This window comes from Enterococcus sp. BSD2780061688st2 D3, assembly GCF_005844145.1.
Lineage (GTDB): Bacteria > Bacillota > Bacilli > Lactobacillales > Enterococcaceae > Enterococcus_B > Enterococcus_B durans.
On sequence record NZ_SPHN01000001.1, the window covers coordinates 409549 to 426940 of the forward strand.

A 17392-nucleotide genomic window follows, 5' to 3' on the forward strand; every position below is an offset into this window, starting at 1 on the left:
GAAATAATAAAAAGAAGCGAATAACAAATTTACTCCTTATTTCTTTTTCTGTACACTGCTGCAAACAAAAGAGCTTAAATAGCATTTCAGAAAGGTGGGATTCTATGAAAAAATACCTTCTGCTACTATCCGGTGCTCTTCTTTTTTTATCTAGCTGTACCTTTCATACTACCGATCAAAAAAATGATAGTACGTATGACTACTTTTTATATTTCTCCACAACAATGGATAAATATTTGACCTCTGGTAGATTGATCGGAGTTGGTGACAAAAATCAGATGCTGTTAAAAACTAGCGGGCTGGAGTTAGGCAGCTTTACGCAACTGAATCATCAAATCCACACCTCTGACCGTCAATATGACTATATCTATACACCGGAAACAAATGAAGTGATGAAAACAAAACGCACCACAAAAGAGCATACAGGTATTGAAACAACGGTGATTGAAGAAACGGTTGTCAAAATTTTCAATCATGGTTATTCAGACGATGGTTCTTATGGCAATCATTTTTATGTTGGTGATAAACACGTCAGTAGAAACAAATTCATTATCGGGCTCGGTCATGATTCCCAAAAAATATATACTTTACATGAAGACACAGAAGCTATCCTTCTCTATCAGCATACCTTAGTTGAAGGAGAGTTAACCACCCAATTCGCTAGTTCTTTCCCACATGATGAAAATCATGAATACATTTTTGTCTATGACTTGGTTGTCTACAAAGATGGACTATACGGCATTGCCTTCAATTCCGCTAAAAATTATCAAAGCAAACTCTTTCATTATTCTATGGAAGAAAAACAATGTACCTTTACAGACTTATCACCAGACATAACTATCGATAACTCAGGATTTCCTTACTCAAATGGTGGCTTTATCTATAATGATCAGTTGGTGTATCTCGCTAGTGATAGCACCATTTATTTTATTGATTTAGAAACCGGAAAAATCAGCAAACAACACCGAATCACTATCGATCTAACCGGAGTCTTCTTTGTTGATCCTATAGATGAGCAAAACATCGCTATTGCAAGCTATGATCAAGAAAATAACATTGACATCTGGACATTGAATTTAACGACTTTCAACGAAAAAAAAGAGCGTACCGTTCATTCTACTTTATGGCGCAATAATGAACATCTCTATGATTTCCAAGTGAAGAAATAAGTCTATATAGCAACCGAGAAAAGATGACTTTTAAGATCACCTTTTCTGGGCTGCTTCTATTTTTTAATTAGATTGAGGTTTAGGATCACCATTTGTCATTTCATGTTTAAGTTGATCTTGCCATCGTTCAATTGTAATTATTTGATCAAATTTATCTTGGTTTTCAGGAAAAGGATGATGACTGACAATGATCACCGTTAAGTTTGGGTCACTTAGTAATAGGTTTTCGATGATTAAAGCATTCGACCGGTCTAATGAAGAAGTGCCTTCGTCCATTAAAATGAAGTTTTTTTCTTGAATAAACGCCCTTGCCAAGCTTATTCTCTGTTTTTGTCCTCCAGATACATTTTCCCCATTATCTGTGATCAAATCACTTGGTTCCGTTATAAAGTCAATTGCTGCCCGCTTCATTGCCTTTTCAAGTGCAGCAGATGGATGATCCTGCCACAAAGTGATATTTTCTTCATAGGTAGCATTGAATAAGTACGTATTTTGGTCAATATACTGTAGAAAAGCAGAAGTATCTACATCTTGTAGTTCTTTCCCATCCAATAAGATCTTTCCACGATAGTTCGTCAATTCTCCAGAAATGAGTTTCAGCAATGTGCTCTTCCCTCCGCCGCTTTCTCCAATCAATAAATACTTTTTCCCTTTTTCAATGACGAGATTGATATCTTTTAAAATGGGCTTGTCTTCTTTATAGCCAAAAGTAACTTGTTCTAATTTCACTGTATTGAAATCTGGTAAAAGCTTTTTTTCTTTTGCCGGCTCAACCTCTTCAAAAAAATCTGCGACAACTGGATTAGCAGATTTCAGTTGGACAAACTGTTGTCCTGTTAGTGAAATGGAATTAAAAATATTCGCAGCTAAATTTCCACTAGAACTGATCGCCCCTAGCGTAGTTTGACCAATAATAACTAGATAGCCCGTCAATATATCGACTAAAACTTGACTGACTAAACTAGAAAATACTAGAAAACTTGTCACTTTATTTTTGACTTTAGCGATTTCAACCTTATCTTCGGCAAGATTGTTTGAAAATATGCTTATTTTTTCGGGGATGATTTTTAGAATGTTACTATAACGCAACACGTTATATCCCTTTAAGATATTAGTCGTTTCTTTCATGAATCGTGAATTACTAGTTGAAAGTTTTTTCCCAATAAATACCAATTGCTTTTCAAATCGATTCGGTAGATATAAAACCAAGCCTGACAAAATAAGAACTGCAACTGCCAACCACAGATTTAGCAGACAGAGTGCTAAAGTAGAAAAGAAGATCAACCATAGATTGGCGATGATTCCATATAAACTAGTCAATCCTTGTAGTTCGATTTGGTTGATATCATTGGATAATTTAGAAATATATCCCTCGGCTGTTATAGTTTTAAATTGATTTGGCGAGAGTTGTGTTATTTTCTTTGCTTCACTTAAGCGTAAGGATGTACTGATTTGTTGAATCGATTTTTCTTGATATGTCGCAATAAAATAGTTAAATAAGATAAAGACGAGCCATAGAAACAAAATAAAACCATCCCAAAAAAGAAAAGCTTTCACATCGAATTTAAAAATAGCATTTGTTGCATAGACGAGTAAGTAGCTTGGTAGGACTCGCAGTCCTGAAAGGATACCAGTTAAAAAAACCATTTTGATCACATTGGTTGGATATCGTTGTAGGATCAATCGCATGCAGCATCCCTCCTTGTCACAAAAACAGTTAGAATAAAGAAACAGCGTGCCGATTTGTTCTGAAAAAAATGTGTAGCTACTTCTGTTCCAATCTTGAATTTATTCATAATCATTCCCCCTTCACAAGAATATAGCATTTCTATCAACGTTAGAATTTTTAAAATTGTGTAGTATACTATACTTTAAATAAGAAGGAGGGATTCGATGCATTATGGACCTATCATCAAGAAAATCCGCTGTGAGAAACGGCTGACACAAAAAGAAATCTATTCTGGAATTGTTTCTCGAAGCTTTTGTGCAAAATTTGAACGTGGTGAGTATTCCATCGAAATAACCAAATTTCATCTGATATTGGAACGATTGACGCTTACTTTTGAAGAGTTTCTACTTTTTTGTAAACCGTCTTCTACACTCGAATTAAATGACCTTCTATCTGTCTACTATCAACTTGATTTGCATACCTTGGAAAAATTGATGACAGTCTACGAGCAAAACAAATTATCCGATTTAAACCATGAGCGGTTCCTTGCCTCCACTGCGTATGCCCTCGCTTGCTCACTCAAACCATTCTTGGATCGAGCACCACTTGAGTACTTTAAAGCATATTTTATTCAGTCGGATTTTTTTACACTTACAGACTTAGAATTAGTGATCATTACTCTATTTTTGTTTTTAGAAGATGAAGATGCGGTAACTGAGGAATTGTTGACAAAAATCAGGCAGTCAATCCATCACCTTTGGGGCATCTTCCCAGCTAAAATCAAAGAATTGATTGGTTTTCTTTATATAAACATGATCCAATGTTTACTTGTTAAAAAGGATATCCATTCAGCCCGTCATTTGCATCTTTCTTTTCAAAAGTGGTTTACTGAAGCACAACTTTCCCTCACTACTCGATTGTATTTTGATTTTTTTACTGCTTTTCTTTCCAATGAAACGCAACAATTGAATGAAGTTATTACTTTTTTAAAAAAATACGACCCAAAAACTTGTCATACTTTGCTGAAGATCAAGGAAAGCGCCACGATCCATTTTGGTATCTCTTGATGGAACAGATTTCTTAGTGGACAGTCCCTGTATGAATATCTCTTGAATTGAATCAAAAAAAGCAAGAAAAAGCAAAATATTTTAGATTTTGCTTTTTCTTGCTTTTATAAATAATTTTGATGTAGTGGATCAAAGACGCCCTTCACATAGAGTCGAAAATATTCTTTCGTGAATCTCTTTCTTGAACCTACTACCTTTACTTACCTTCATTCTTTCAGGCTATTTTTCACAACAGCTAAGTAGTGGCGTAAACCGACATTCATCACCCATGCCGTTCCTAGTCCGATGAAACTTCCCAGAAAAATACCTAAGAAACGATATTCGATCAAAGAAAATAAATACACATTTCGCATGAGGGTCGAAAGCATCAGTGCCATTGGATTCAGAAAAATATTTGCGACTGCATAATTCCTTGCAACTAAAAATTGAGAGATACCATAAAGAAATGTCACTAAAAAAATCGTTTCTAGTTGTGTAAAAGGGATTAATGACAAAATAGCAGAAACGATCAAACCTAGCATCGAACCAATGAGATATTGGACTTGCCGGTGTTTCATCGCATCTAAATTTTCTGCTAGTAGGATCGATGCACAAGAAAGTGTTAGCCAGTAAGGATTGTGCAGATTCAAGCCATGGCTAACATAGACTGAAAGAAAAAGGGCCGCACTATAAAACACAGAATCGATTATAACTAGCGGATCTTGGTGGAAACGTTCTTTTAATGTTGTCGTTTCGATCACTTGTTCTGGACGAGTATCTAATAATTTTGTGATGATCGCCGCAATCAAAGAAAACACAACACCCATAAAGAAGAACAGAGAGATTTGAGGAAGTTGCGCAATTGGCAAGGTCATACTCGTTCCCATTGCAGACAACATCGCAAAAAATAACCCCCCAGGCTTGGAGATATGGAACAATCGTAAAATGAAACGGCTCGAAAAAGCAACCGCAGCTACGACAAATGGTTCAAGCCATAGGACATAGGTGGATAACACACCTAGCATGAACGCAATGAGTAACCCGCACCCAATGAGAAACATTCGTTTAAGTAAAGCTTTCAATGGAATATTTTGGTAATAGAAAAATGTAAAAAGTCCTAGTGAAGAAAAGCTAGAAATCAAAAAATTATGATTGATATACCCTAGCCATAACACCAAAAAAATAAGAATCATCAAATTCATGATCCTAAAAGGGTTATCCTTTATTTTGTTGAATCGAAAATACGTTTTAAGCAATGAATCACTCCTTGTCTAAGGTAACTAATGAATGGTAACTTTATGTATCTTGAAACAGATGCTTTCTTTAGTATAACAGACGTTTCTTTATTTTTTCTTAACATTGCTTGTTGCTTATGTTCTTACTTCTTATTGTTTAACGATTTTTGGATAGCTACAAATATAAAAAAGAAGTCTTCAAAACATTAAAAAATGTTTCAAAAACCTCTTTTTCATAGCACAAAACAGCTTTGGATCCACAGTACATTCTGCGTATGGTGGAAAAAAGTTTCTGTTCTCCTATTTGAAATCCTAAAAATACGCGATTAGTTTCTCAAAAATACAAGGCATCTAAAATATCGTTGGCACTAGACCACCATCGATCCGTAAAGCTTCTCCAGAAAAAGAAGAAGCATAAGGGCTAGCGACAAATGTCACGAAACGTCCTACTTCTTCTGGACGTATCAATCGTTGGATTTGTGACAATGGTCGATGGTTCTTCATAAAATCAGCTTCCCATTCTTCTTTCGGCAGATCAGATTGTGCGTACATCTCTTCCAGCATAGCTTCTACCCCTTCGGTTAACGTAGAACCTGGCATGATCGTGTTGACCGTAACATGCGTGGCTTTTGTTAATTTAGAGAGACTCTTAGCTAGTGATAGATTCATTGTTTTTGTCATGCTGTATTGAGGCATCTCCCCTGAAGGCATGATGGCTTCTTCACTTGCGATAAAAATGATTCGGCCAAAGTCTTTCTCTAGCATTTTAGGCAGATAGTGTTTCGCTAATGCATTTCCAGACAAAACATTGGTTTGGAAAAATCGATTCCAAATAGCATCAGTGATTGCTTCATATTCCATTGGCTGAAATATTCCCATGTTATTGACTAATACATCTACTTCTGGAAATTGTTCCAATAATTGGTTTCGTGCAGTTTCGTCTGTTATATCAAATGGTGCTGCCTGAGGATTCGTCTGTGGAAATTCTTCTTTCAGTGCTGAAACGACTTTTGCGACATCTTCTGCTTTTCTTCCGTTGATGACTACATCGGCGCCTTCTCTTGCGAACTCTTTTGCAATTGCTTTTCCGATTCCTTTCGTCGAACCTGTGACAAGTACCAGTTTTTTACTTAAACCCATTTCCATGATCGATTACTCCTTTCTCAAAAATAGCTTGTGCAGTCTACTTGAAATCAAATGTGTCTGGATCTGGACCGACACGTAGGTGTTGGTCTAATTCATCGATCATTTGCATCTCTGCTTCTGTCAATTCAAAGTCAAATAATGCAGCATTGCTGATCAAACGTTCCGTTTTTACTGATTTCGTCAATACGATGATTTCATGTTGGATATCCCAACGCAAGACGATCTGGGCGACTGAGCGATGATGATTCTCTGCGATTTCTTGTAAGACTGGTTCTTTTAAGATTTTTCCTTGCATCAATGGGGACCAGGCTTCAATCAAAATATCATTTGCCGCACAAAAAACTTGTAGTTCCTGTTGATTCAACCGAGGATGTAACTCTACTTGATTGACAACGGGTTTGACCGTGGTTTCTGAAAGTAATTTTTCTAAATGATGGATCTCAAAATTACTTACACCGATTGCTTTGATTTTTCCTTCTTCATATAAGTGTTCTAAGGCTTTATATACTTCGATATATTGGTCATCTGTTCCTGGCCAGTGAATCAAATATAAATCGATATAGGTCAATCCTAACTTATTTAGGCTATCTTCAAAAGCAATTAGTGTTTCTTCATAATCAAGACCAGCATTCCAAACTTTTGAAGTAATGAATAGATCTTCTCTCTTCAAACCTGTGGCAGCTAGTCCTTCTTTGATCCCTTGACCTGTTCCTTCTTCATTTCCATAAACAGCAGCGGTATCAATTAAGCGATACCCAGTTTTGATGCCTTCAGAAACGATAGCAGCTGTTTGTTCATTGGGTATTTGAAAAACACCTAAACCTAGTCCAGGCATCTTCTTCCCATTATTCAATAAAACTGTATCTTGTAAATTTTTAATCATCACTGAATCTCCTCTCATGGACTGTGATTGACAATTATACAAGACAATCTACCTTGTTAGGAAGTACGCACTTTTAAGTACTATAGGCACTTTAAAGTAACCGTAGAAGAAGTATGAGATCAAGCAGCTTACTTTTGACTGATGTTCACAGCACCACGCACTTTTCGAAAATTCGAGTACATGCCTTTAATATGTGTATACATAAAAAAAGAGAATATGGAACAAATCTAAACATCAGGTTTGTTGCAGACTCTCGAATAAACGGCGGGAGCAAAAAGCAACTCCTTCGGAAATAAGCCGAAATTCACAAAAATTTGAACAGCAATTTTCGTTCATTTCTTCTTATTTCTCGGAGTTAAACACTTCTGTCCCAGCCTCTCTCAAATAAACGGCGTCCAAAATTCAGGTTTTTCGGAAATTTCAAAAAAAAAACGAGCAATACAAAAAGCGTATTGTTCGTTTTTCTCTCCAATTTCTCAAACCGAAACGACTTTTGTCTCGACCTCTCTAAGCACGAATAGATGAATAGATGATGGAAGCAGAAACCTTCGAAAACCGAAATTCACAAAAATTTGAAAAGTGATTTTTCGTGAATCCCTTTATATTTCTCAGTGAACCCCTACTGTTTAGGACTCTTATGAAAATTGATCGTCTGTGCTATGTTTATGCCGAAAAATCGATCTTCACTTCTACTGTTTGAAGAGGTACATCGTAAAATGGGTCTTCTCTGCGCCCAAGAAAATCTTTGGCTTGTTTTGGAAATAGAGCATACATCAAAACATCTTCTTCTGTTTTCGCATATTCTGCAATTTCCTTACGAAATTCCGGTAGTTGTGGTGCAATCAAATCAGCAGGTCGAACAGTAACAACTGCTTCTTGACCGATGATGAGTTCTTTGATTTCCTCACTGATCGGTACTGGAGCTTTTCCATAAAGCCCTCTGACGTAATCCTTGATTTCACTGGGCACTAATTTATAGCGTTCACCAGAGATCACATTCATCAGTGCTTGTGTACCTACCATTTGAGAAAGTGGCGTAACAAGTGGCGGGTAACCCAAATCTGCGCGAACTTTTGGTACTTCTGCCAGAACATCTTCATATTTGTCTTGAAGTCCTTGTTCGGTCAATTGACTAAGTAAGTTCGAGAGCATACCACCTGGAACTTGGTAGATCAACGTTTTAGGCTCGATGTCCTTCACTTTGGGATTCAAGAGGCCTTCTTCTCTAAAACGGTCGCGTACAGGATTGAAATGTTCAGCAATCTGCGCCACTTTGTCCATATCTAAACCAGTGTCAAATCCCATTTCGGCTAACGTCATCGCTACCGATTCCGTAGCAGGCTGACTTGTTCCGCCAGCAAAAGAAGAAATGGCCGTATCAATGATATCAGCTCCTGCTTCAGCGACTTTCAGATACGTCATTTCAGCAATCCCACTGGTCGCATGTGTATGGACTTCTAAAGGTAGATCAATCGTTTCTTTGATACGGCTGACTAAATCAAAACCAGTGTGTGGTGTCAATACACCAGCCATATCTTTGATACAGATAGAATCCGCGCCTGTATCCGCCATTTCTTTTGCTAATTGGACAAAATAATCGACTGTATGGATCGGACTTGTCGTATAAGAAATGGCTGCTTGACAATGCCCGCCTGCTTCTTTTGCTGTGACGATCGCAGTTTGTAGATTGCGGGTATCATTCAATGCATCAAATACTCGAATGATATCTATCCCATTTTGGATCGATTTTTCAACAAAATCACGCACGACATCATCCGCATAATTTTTATACCCTAATAAATTTTGTCCCCGCAGCAACATCTGTAATTTTGTATTTTTCACTTCTTTACGAATCGTTCGTAATCGTTCCCAGGGATCTTCATTCAAAAATCTTAGGCAGGAATCAAAGGTCGCCCCTCCCCACATTTCTAGAGAATGGTACCCTGCCTGATCCATTGTTTTTAAGATAGGCAACATGTCACTTGTTGGCATGCGTGTCGCAATCAAGCTTTGTTGGCCATCACGTAAAACGGTTTCCATGAACTGGATTTTTTTCATAAAATCGTCTCCTTTCTTTGTCTACGATTGCTTGGATTGCGTACTGCATTTCTTTCACCGTATGCGTTCTTGAACGGCCGCATACTTTCGCTTCTTCTGTACAAAGCAAACATTTTCGCTTAGGATATCCCAATTTTTCACGGGTAAGAGGTTGAATATTTTCTGTAAATGCGAGTACGTCGATATCTGCCAATCGACCAAATGGATGTTCCTCTTCGATCACGACCATTTTTTGTTTCGCTTCTTTTTGCGCTACATTGAGTTTTAAATAATACTCTGAACCTGTCCATTCATGATGGAGTACTTTTGCGCCCATTTCTTCTTCTGAAAAAGCCTGTTCGATTTCTTTCACCAAGACGAGAAAGACATTCTGCCATTCATATGAATTTTTGATTGGCCCAGGAATATTCAGGGTCAAACAAACCAGACTTTGATTTTTTTCTTGCCCTAATAACTTTTTCTGTCTTTCCGCTCTGTTGGATCGCGCAGTTAGCATTTGCTCTAAAGTAATCGTGCGCCCTTTAAATAATTCGTTAGACATTTTTGACCACATCGATGATCGTGCCATCACGGTATTCGATCAAAGCGACTACTTTTTCCCCATATTCGATTGACTCGGGCGTGCCAACGATTTGATAGGCTTTTTCTTTTAGTTCTTCCAGCGTGAATTGTGGGATATCTACGGTATTAAAATGAGCCAATAAGTCTGAGCGGTTTGGATTGATCGCAATACCTACTTCTGTGACTACGACGTCGATACTTGAGCCTGGTGTGACCACTGTATTGACTTGATCCACGATCGTAGGGATTCTTCCACGAACTAACGGAGCGATAACTAGGCTCATTTTACATGCCATACTCGTATCTGAATGCCCGCCAGAAGCTCCACGGATCACCCCATCGGACCCAGTGATCACGTTGACGTTATAATCCGTATCGATCTCCAAAGCAGATAAGATAGCCGTATCTAGCTGATTGATCACTGAACCTTTACTTAAAGGTGATGCATACATATTGGCATCAATCTCATAATGCTGGTCATTTTTCCCTAACGACAACGCAGAAGAATGATCAAAATCTTGGACATCGATGATTTTTCCAACTAAGCCTTCTTCTAATAATTCGACCATGGCATTCGTGATTCCGCCAAGAGCAAAACTTGCAGTAATCCCATCTTCGATCATTGCTTCTCGCAAAAAGCGTGAAACAGCTAATGCTGCGCCTCCTGTCCCTGTTTGGAAGGAGAAACCTTCACGGTAATAAGGCGAATTCGTGATTACTTTCGCTGCATATTCAGCAATCAATAATTCTTTGGGATTTTTTGTAAATCGAGTGGCACCTTTAGCAATTCCTTCTGGATCACCGATTTCATCAATCTCCACTACAAAATCAACATCCGTTTGTGGAATGCTGATGGGGGTGTTCGGGAAAGGAACAAGCGTGTCTGTGATGATGACTACCTGATCTGCATATTTCGCATCAACCATTGCATAGCCCAGAGAGCCGCAAGTGGCCTTCCCTACCGTACCATTCGCATTTCCATAAGCATCTGAACTAGGCGCTCCTAGAAATGCCACATCGATATGGATATCCCCAGTGGCAATCGCACGAGCCCGTCCACCATGTGAACGAATAATCACTGGATTCTCCATGATTCCTTCAGAGATAGCTGCCCCGACTTTATCTCTTAGACCGCTGGAAGTAATGTTTGTGACTACTCCGTTTTTGATATGCTCAATCAAGGGCTCATGTACATTTGCAATGGAACTTGGCGCAATCGTCAGATTTTTGATGCCCATGTGCGCGATTTCTGCCAATACTTGGTTCATCACTCGATCACCTTCACGAAAATGATGATGGAAGGAAATCGTCATGCCGTCTTTTAACCCTGTTTTTTCGATTGCTTCACGTAGACTGCCTACTAATTTTGTTTCTCGTGGTTTTCTTGGCACGATCCTGCGACTGGCTTCATCATATGGTGTGATATGCGCCAATTCTCCTTCGAAAATATCGTAATGTTCAGCGATTTCTTGAGGAATCTCTTTTCCCGCTTTGTTTCTCACCATCTTTACATCCCCTCCTCTGAGATTAATTTGGCTGCTTTTGCAAGTGCAATCACTCGTTGCGCCCGTTCTACGATTGGTTTGTCGATCATTTTTCCGTTGAGTGAAATGACACCAGAACCTTTTGCTTCCGCTTCGTTGATTGCCCAAATCACTTCTTTTGCATGTTGGATCTCTTTTTCCGTTGGTGCATAGATGGCATTGACTAATGGGATCTGTCGAGGATTGATCACGGATTTCCCATCAAAACCTAGCTGTTTGATCAAGTTTGTTTCTGCTTGGAAGCCTTCGACATTGTCTACATCAGAATAAACGGTATCGATTGCTGCGATTCCTGCTGCTCGTGCCGCATGTAAAATCATATTTCGTGCAAAAAACAGTTCTTGCCCATCTGGATATCGTTTTGTTTTCATATTCGTCACATAATCTTCTGCGCCCAAAGCAATCCCAATCAGTCGAGTAGATGCTTGCGCGATTTCTCGTGCATTTAACACACCTTCTGCAGATTCGATCGCTGCCATCATTTTTGTTGTACCAACTGGGATCTGATTGCTTTCTTCCACCAGTGTAATTGCTTCATCCACCTCAATGATATCTTGGGCTGTCTCTGTTTTAGGTAATCGAATGACATTGACACCTGCTAAAACGACTGCTTCAATATCTTGTTTTCCGACAGTATCTAATCCATTGATTCGCACAACTGTTTCAACCGCTGAATAATCAAAGGTCTTTAAAGCAAAATGGACAAGTGTCCGTGCTGCATCTTTTTCTTTTAACGAAACCGCATCTTCTAGATCAAACATGATTGAATCTGCTCCATATAGTGGCGCATCGCGAAGCATTGCCGCATTTGCACCTGGAACAAACATCATCGTTCTTCTTAAACGTTCCATGAGTCGATCTCCTTCCAGTCATAACTTTCTTCTTCCGCTGCGCGATGGACAGCAGTAATCAAACGAGCAACGATCGTACAATCTAAGGCACCTTTATCCACTGCTGTTACTTTTGCTCGTGTAATCCCCAATTGTTGTAAGGTAGTGGTCATCATCTGACGAATCTGTTTCCCAAATTGTTTTTCCACGCTGCTTTCTAATGAAAGTTCGATTTGCTCCTGTTCATTTGGTGCAATAGTAATTAAAATATCACTTGATTCTACTGTACCGGCAGAAGCGATTTTTTTGATTTCCATTCGTTTCACTCCTTGATTATTTTCAATTTATGCAAATACATGTAAGTCGTCTCTGGCAGAAATTTTTTTAAAAGAGGCAAGTCATTTTTTTGAATGGCTTCACGAACTTTTGTCGCACTGATGATCGAATCATCAACCTGTAAGCGAGGAATGATCGTCAAAGTTATTTCTGGATAAAAGACAGCTTTCATTGCTTCGTTATACTTATTCGTTACTGGCGAAAATGGTTCTTCACCGACATAGCGCCTTTTGATCATTAAGATTGGTGCAATCTTTTGCTTGAACAATTGTGCATCAAAGGTAGCCTGTAGCTGAGCAAGTTCTAATGGCGCACGCTCTTTTAGAAAATAAGCAGGAAATACGGCAGACGATACGAGATATTCGTTGGTCGTCAACACCACCACATTTTTTAAATGTGCAACCCCCATTTTCACCATTTCCAATCGATCTCTTGCAGAAAATTCAGAACGCTCTTCTGATAGAACAAAAACATAGACTTGTTCACTTTCAGCTGCTGCTGTCTCAATCAAATATTGATGCCCTTTGGTAAAAGGATTGGCATTCATCACGATTGCACTTTGGTTTTGCCCTTCTTTTTTTCTACTTCGCAAATATGCTTCATATTGGTTGAAGGAAGGCGCTCCGAGTTCCATGAAACTGATTGTTTGAGTCGTTAAGATTTCTTGGAAACCCAAAGAATGAAAAATCGCTTGATTCTCTGGCTTTGTATATACAAACAGATGGTTTTGGTCCACCGCTCTTAATCGTTCCACTAAATGTGTGATGATACTTGTTAAAAGATTCTCAGATTGATAGTTCTTACAAACAGCGAGACATTTGATGATTTTCCCTTGATAAGAGCCTGTAGCAATCAGTTGGCCTTGTTCATAAATGCCCACCGTGTATTCCACTGGTTCATCTGTACGCAATCCTGTTTTTTCTAACAGCGCGCGCCATTGTTGCCATGCTTTTTTATCTTGAGCTAACCACAAACGTTTTGGATTCTCCATTTGACCCCTTCTTTATTTTTTTACTGGGAAAAGCTTTGCTAAAGTTAATGAGGCTAAGTAGATGATCAAGATAACTGCAAAAACACCGCCCCAACCGAAAAGTAATAGTTCTAATGATACCCACAAATCATGTGTCATCTGTCTTCCTCCTTCTTAAGTTAATAAGGCTAATAACAGCCCACCAGCGATAACTGATGCGATCTGTCCCGAAACATTCGCGCCTGCTGCATGCATCAAAATAAAGTTTTGCGGATCTTCATCTGTTGCCATTTTTTGGATCACTCGACTAGACATTGGAAATGCAGAGATACCTGCTGCACCAATCATTGGATTGACTTTTTCTTTACGGAAAAGGTTCAATAACTTCGCAAACAATACCCCACCGATCGAATCCATGATGAACGCCACTAATCCTAGTGCAATGACCATCAACGTATCGATTTGCAGGAATTCTTCATATTGCATTTTCACTGAGATCGATAACCCTAAAAGGATACTGATAATGTTAACCAGTTCATTTTGCGCAGTAATAGAAAGTCGATCTAATACGCCACATTCTCTTAACAGATTCCCAAACATCAAGAAACCTACAAGTGGCAGCGATACTGGTGCAATCAACCCAGCAACGATCGAGATCACAATTGGAAAAAGAATCTTCGCTGTTTGTGAGACTTCACCTGCACGATAGTTCATTCTGATCCGACGTTCATTTTTAGTCGTTACTGCTTTGATGGCTATAGGCTGGATGATTGGCACTAACGCCATGTAGGAGTAAGCGGCAACCATGATTGCTCCCATGTATTTTGAGTTCAGTGTGTTCGCTACAAAAATAGAAGTAGGTCCATCGGCTGCACCAATGATCCCGATAGATGCAGCATCATTTAAATCAAATCCTAGCAACACCGCCATAATGATCGTAAAGAAGATCCCAAACTGAGCAGCGGCTCCAAATAACAATAGGAATGGATTTTGCAACAATGGACCAAAGTCGATCATTGCACCGATCCCGATAAATAATAGCAATGGAAATAGTTCTGTATTGATCCCCATATCAAAGAGTACTTGGAATGGTCCCGCCTCTCCTCCGGCACTCAATACTCCTGAGTTCGGAAAATTGACTAAGATCGTTCCTAAGCCCATCGGTACTAATAAAGTTGGCTCATATTCTTTTTTGATTCCCAGATACATCAGCACGCCACCGATGATCATCATGACCAAGCGACCAGGTTCAGCCCCGATCCCCATCACACCTTCTAACAAAGTCTCCATAAACGTCACTTCCTCTTTTCTTTAAATTAATTGATTGTAATCAGCGCATCTCCTGGATTGACCATATCCCCCGTTGAAACATGGATGCCAGCAACAACTCCTGATTTTCCAGCAACGATTTCATTTTCCATCTTCATTGCCTCTAAGATCATCAATGGTTGGTTTTCTTGAACGGATTCTCCGGGATTAACTAAGATTTTAAGAATCGTACCAGGCATTGGTGCAGTCATCGCATCTGCTGTGGCAGCACTGGTTTGAACTGGTGCTGCAGGTGCTGTTGGTTCAACTACTGGTTCTGGATTTGCTGCCGGAACTGGTGCGGTTGGTTGCGGTACACTAGCAACTTGTGGTGCGCCGATTTCTTCCATCTCTACTAAATATTCTGTTCCATTTACTGTGATTTTAAATTTTCGCAACATGTTATTTCCTCCATTATTTTGATCTTTTCTTTATATTTTTGACAATGAATTGTGATTGCTGAGATTCCCCTGCCATAATACTTGCCGCAATCACGGAAGTAAGGACAACTTCAGGATTCTTTTGCTTGATACTTTTGATAATAAATTGACTATCTGGTCGATCACCCGCGGCGATCGCCGTAGCAATCACACTAACTAAGTCATAATCCTCTGGGGGAACCGGTATATATTCTGGAACCGCTTCCCATTCGTCGGTCAACATACGTTGTTTTTCTTGTTGATTGCTCGGTTGGACAATTTCCTCTTCTTTTTGTGTTTTTTTGAACAATATTTCGAAGATCCCCATTTCTCCTCTCCTTTCTATTTTTCTGACTTACTCTTAATTATAAAAATTACTCGAGATACGGCTAGTGTGAATTGTAGGATAAATTGTTTTTTCATTGTTTCTTTTTATCCATTTTTTCTAAAAACCAGTTAAAACGTTGATATGAAGCGTTTTTTATAGCGTTAATATTTCATTAAGAACTTTTTAAGCAAGCGATAAGATTTGTTTCTCCGGATTGTTTTTTTCCTGTTCTTTTTCTAGGAACCTCTTTTCTTCTCTCAAAATTTTGACTATTCTTAACCACATCAAAGAAAGTTAAAAAGAAAGGAGAGGCTCCAAATTTGTTTATATCATCACAAATAAGAACTTATTTTTTTACGATTATTTGTTAACGCTTACAGATTTTTATTTTAGTTAGAGAGGAAGGAACACCATGTTACTTACTGTTTTATCTTATGCTATGATCATTGTTTTTATGTTCGTTATTATGAAAAAGAAGATGTCTCCTTTTACTTCTTTAGTCCTTATCCCGTTGATTTTTACACTTGTTGCGATGGTATCAGGTGTCGCTGAGAAAGGTTCGATTGGTGATTTTGTTTTAGAAGGGATTTCTACTACCGCTAACACGGGGATCATGTTGCTTTTTGCTATTTTGTATTTTTCAATCATGCTTGATGCGGGTCTATTTGACCCCATCACCAAAAAAATGATTTATTTTGCTAAAGGCGATCCGATGAAAGTATTGATGGCTACAGCAGTCGTTGCAGCAGCCGTTTCATTGAATGGCGATGGCACAACCACCACGTTGATTTGCTGTTCTGCATTTATTCCGATTTATAAGAAGTTGAATATGAAGATGATGAATCTAGGTGTTCTGATCATCCTACAAAACACCATCATGAATCTTTTGCCTTGGGGTGGTCCAACAGCACGTGCGATGGCAGTATTAGAAGTAGATGCTGATATCTTGACTTATCTTCTGCCTGGTATGGTTCTTTCTCTGCTTTATGTTACCTTCTTTGTTGCTCGGAGAATGGGAAAACAAGAACGGGCACGTTTAGGGATCACAGAACTCACTACTGAGGAAATCGAAGAGATGACCACGATCACTGATCCTGATACATTAAAAATTCGTTGTCCACACAACTTTATTTTCAATGGATTGTTAACGATCCTTTTGATTGCTTGGCTTGTAGCAAGCTCGTTTATCGATGCGATCGCATTACCGCCGATTTTGCTGTTTTTAGTGGGTACATGTATCGCGTTGATGATCAACTATCCAATATTAAAAGATCAATCTGCACGTATTGGCGCAAATGGTGGGGACGCTGTTCAAGTAGTTATCTTAGTCTTCGCAGCCGGTGTCTTCATGGGCTTGTTCCAAGGTTCAGGGATGGCAACTGCTTTAGCGAATAGTTTCACCACGATCATTCCAGAACAACTGGCAGGCTTCTGGGGATTAGTCATCGCCTTGATTTCTGCTCCAGGTACATTCTTTATTTCAAATGACGGTTTCTACTTTGGGGTCTTGCCAGTCTTAGCTGAAGCAGGAAGAGCCTATGGATTTACCAATATGGAGATGGCTCTTGCTTCACTTATGGGACAAGCCTTCCACTTATTAAGCCCACTTGTCGCATTTATTTACTTGCTTTTACGCTTGACTGGGCTAGACATGGGACAATGGCAGAAAGAAGCCGCAAAATATGCCTTAGGTATCTTCATCATCTTTGTAGTGACGATCGTACTTTTAGGCCATATGCCACTTTATATTCCACAATAAACAAAAAATAGCTAGTAGAAAATTTATGATTGAATTTAGTTGTGTTTTTCGTTATGATTCCGATAATGAACCGATTAGTTCCTTATAAGTAGATAAGATAGACGGCGTTTATTACGAAGTTCCTGTTCAAT

General features: G+C 38.9%; 17 protein-coding genes. 3 read left to right on the forward strand and 14 right to left on the reverse strand.

The features are described from left to right. Positions 1-104: 104 nt before the first annotated feature. Positions 105-1169, forward strand: coding sequence for a hypothetical protein (locus tag FGQ66_RS01910; RefSeq protein ID WP_138301518.1), 1065 nt, complete (start codon positions 105-107; stop codon positions 1167-1169). A gap of 63 nt (positions 1170-1232) precedes the next feature. Here FGQ66_RS01910 and FGQ66_RS01915 read toward each other — a convergent pair whose 3' ends face one another. Beyond that, on the reverse strand, positions 1233-2858 hold the full coding sequence (locus FGQ66_RS01915) for an ATP-binding cassette domain-containing protein (protein ID WP_113845084.1): 1626 nt from the start codon (positions 2856-2858) through the stop codon (positions 1233-1235). Between the two features lie 204 nt (positions 2859-3062). Between FGQ66_RS01915 and FGQ66_RS01920 the strand changes: the two genes are divergently transcribed. Continuing rightward, a complete protein-coding gene (locus FGQ66_RS01920) occupies positions 3063-3905 on the forward strand; it encodes a helix-turn-helix domain-containing protein (RefSeq protein ID WP_138301520.1) in 843 nt (280 codons plus the stop codon). A 206-nt stretch (positions 3906-4111) separates the two neighbouring features. On the opposite strand, the gene FGQ66_RS01925 is transcribed toward FGQ66_RS01920, so the two are convergent. The 13 genes from FGQ66_RS01925 to FGQ66_RS01980 all read right to left on the reverse strand — a co-directional run bounded on the left by FGQ66_RS01925 (position 4112) and on the right by FGQ66_RS01980 (position 15502). Next, entirely contained in the window at positions 4112-5140 is a 1029-nt protein-coding gene (locus FGQ66_RS01925; protein ID WP_138301522.1) for an FUSC family protein, read from the reverse strand. Between the two features lie 330 nt (positions 5141-5470). Continuing rightward, on the reverse strand, positions 5471-6265 hold the full coding sequence (locus FGQ66_RS01930) for an SDR family NAD(P)-dependent oxidoreductase (protein ID WP_113845081.1): 795 nt from the start codon (positions 6263-6265) through the stop codon (positions 5471-5473). A gap of 37 nt (positions 6266-6302) precedes the next feature. Beyond that, positions 6303-7148: an aldo/keto reductase gene (locus FGQ66_RS01935; RefSeq protein ID WP_113845080.1), complete on the reverse strand. Its 846-nt coding sequence runs from the start codon at positions 7146-7148 to the stop codon at positions 6303-6305. A gap of 663 nt (positions 7149-7811) precedes the next feature. Further along, positions 7812-9206: an oxaloacetate decarboxylase subunit alpha gene (locus FGQ66_RS01940; protein ID WP_113845079.1), complete on the reverse strand. Its 1395-nt coding sequence runs from the start codon at positions 9204-9206 to the stop codon at positions 7812-7814. After that, positions 9169-9774: a citrate lyase holo-[acyl-carrier protein] synthase gene (citX, locus tag FGQ66_RS01945; RefSeq protein WP_249361090.1), complete on the reverse strand. Its 606-nt coding sequence runs from the start codon at positions 9772-9774 to the stop codon at positions 9169-9171. The genes FGQ66_RS01940 and citX overlap by 38 nt, the downstream gene beginning before the upstream one ends. Then, positions 9740-11272, reverse strand: a complete 1533-nt coding sequence (gene citF / locus FGQ66_RS01950; protein WP_081133680.1) for a citrate lyase subunit alpha — start codon at positions 11270-11272, stop codon at positions 9740-9742. Before citF ends, citX begins: the two co-directional genes overlap by 35 nt. A 2-nt stretch (positions 11273-11274) precedes the next feature. Then, positions 11275-12162, reverse strand: coding sequence for a citrate (pro-3S)-lyase subunit beta (gene citE / locus FGQ66_RS01955; RefSeq protein ID WP_138301524.1), 888 nt, complete (start codon positions 12160-12162; stop codon positions 11275-11277). Beyond that, complete coding sequence (gene citD / locus FGQ66_RS01960; RefSeq protein ID WP_113845076.1) at positions 12150-12458, reverse strand: citrate lyase acyl carrier protein; 309 nt, start codon at positions 12456-12458, stop codon at positions 12150-12152. The genes citE and citD overlap by 13 nt, the downstream gene beginning before the upstream one ends. A 5-nt stretch (positions 12459-12463) precedes the next feature. After that, positions 12464-13468, reverse strand: coding sequence for a [citrate (pro-3S)-lyase] ligase (citC, locus tag FGQ66_RS01965; RefSeq protein ID WP_016177154.1), 1005 nt, complete (start codon positions 13466-13468; stop codon positions 12464-12466). A gap of 12 nt (positions 13469-13480) precedes the next feature. Continuing rightward, positions 13481-13606, reverse strand: a complete 126-nt coding sequence (locus FGQ66_RS15545; RefSeq protein WP_016177153.1) for an OadG-related small transporter subunit — start codon at positions 13604-13606, stop codon at positions 13481-13483. Positions 13607-13621: 15 nt separating this feature from the next. Then, a complete protein-coding gene (locus FGQ66_RS01970) occupies positions 13622-14737 on the reverse strand; it encodes a sodium ion-translocating decarboxylase subunit beta (protein WP_081133676.1) in 1116 nt (371 codons plus the stop codon). Positions 14738-14763: 26 nt separating this feature from the next. Continuing rightward, complete coding sequence (locus tag FGQ66_RS01975) at positions 14764-15156, reverse strand: acetyl-CoA carboxylase biotin carboxyl carrier protein subunit (protein WP_081133675.1); 393 nt, start codon at positions 15154-15156, stop codon at positions 14764-14766. 13 nt (positions 15157-15169) lie between these two features. Then, positions 15170-15502, reverse strand: coding sequence for a hypothetical protein (locus FGQ66_RS01980; RefSeq protein ID WP_113845075.1), 333 nt, complete (start codon positions 15500-15502; stop codon positions 15170-15172). Positions 15503-15914: 412 nt separating this feature from the next. Between FGQ66_RS01980 and FGQ66_RS01985 the strand changes: the two genes are divergently transcribed. Continuing rightward, positions 15915-17261, forward strand: coding sequence for a CitMHS family transporter (locus FGQ66_RS01985; RefSeq protein WP_138301526.1), 1347 nt, complete (start codon positions 15915-15917; stop codon positions 17259-17261). The last annotated feature ends 131 nt before the right edge of the window (positions 17262-17392 follow it).

What these genes read in the sequence shown, in the direction of transcription:
- FGQ66_RS01910 (WP_138301518.1), top strand. Translation starts at nt 105, where the DNA reads ATGAAAAAATACCTTCTGCTACTATCCGGTGCTCTTCTTTTTTTATCT.
- FGQ66_RS01915 (WP_113845084.1), bottom strand. Translation starts at nt 2,858, where the DNA reads ATGCGATTGATCCTACAACGATATCCAACCAATGTGATCAAAATGGTT.
- FGQ66_RS01920 (WP_138301520.1), top strand. Translation starts at nt 3,063, where the DNA reads ATGCATTATGGACCTATCATCAAGAAAATCCGCTGTGAGAAACGGCTG.
- FGQ66_RS01930 (WP_113845081.1), bottom strand. Translation starts at nt 6,265, where the DNA reads ATGGAAATGGGTTTAAGTAAAAAACTGGTACTTGTCACAGGTTCGACG.
- FGQ66_RS01935 (WP_113845080.1), bottom strand. Translation starts at nt 7,148, where the DNA reads ATGATTAAAAATTTACAAGATACAGTTTTATTGAATAATGGGAAGAAG.
- FGQ66_RS01940 (WP_113845079.1), bottom strand. Translation starts at nt 9,206, where the DNA reads ATGAAAAAAATCCAGTTCATGGAAACCGTTTTACGTGATGGCCAACAA.
- citX (WP_249361090.1), bottom strand. Translation starts at nt 9,774, where the DNA reads ATGGCACGATCATCGATGTGGTCAAAAATGTCTAACGAATTATTTAAA.
- citF (WP_081133680.1), bottom strand. Translation starts at nt 11,272, where the DNA reads ATGGTGAGAAACAAAGCGGGAAAAGAGATTCCTCAAGAAATCGCTGAA.
- citE (WP_138301524.1), bottom strand. Translation starts at nt 12,162, where the DNA reads ATGGAACGTTTAAGAAGAACGATGATGTTTGTTCCAGGTGCAAATGCG.
- citD (WP_113845076.1), bottom strand. Translation starts at nt 12,458, where the DNA reads ATGGAAATCAAAAAAATCGCTTCTGCCGGTACAGTAGAATCAAGTGAT.
- citC (WP_016177154.1), bottom strand. Translation starts at nt 13,468, where the DNA reads ATGGAGAATCCAAAACGTTTGTGGTTAGCTCAAGATAAAAAAGCATGG.
- FGQ66_RS15545 (WP_016177153.1), bottom strand. Translation starts at nt 13,606, where the DNA reads ATGACACATGATTTGTGGGTATCATTAGAACTATTACTTTTCGGTTGG.
- FGQ66_RS01970 (WP_081133676.1), bottom strand. Translation starts at nt 14,737, where the DNA reads ATGGAGACTTTGTTAGAAGGTGTGATGGGGATCGGGGCTGAACCTGGT.
- FGQ66_RS01975 (WP_081133675.1), bottom strand. Translation starts at nt 15,156, where the DNA reads ATGTTGCGAAAATTTAAAATCACAGTAAATGGAACAGAATATTTAGTA.
- FGQ66_RS01980 (WP_113845075.1), bottom strand. Translation starts at nt 15,502, where the DNA reads ATGGGGATCTTCGAAATATTGTTCAAAAAAACACAAAAAGAAGAGGAA.
- FGQ66_RS01985 (WP_138301526.1), top strand. Translation starts at nt 15,915, where the DNA reads ATGTTACTTACTGTTTTATCTTATGCTATGATCATTGTTTTTATGTTC.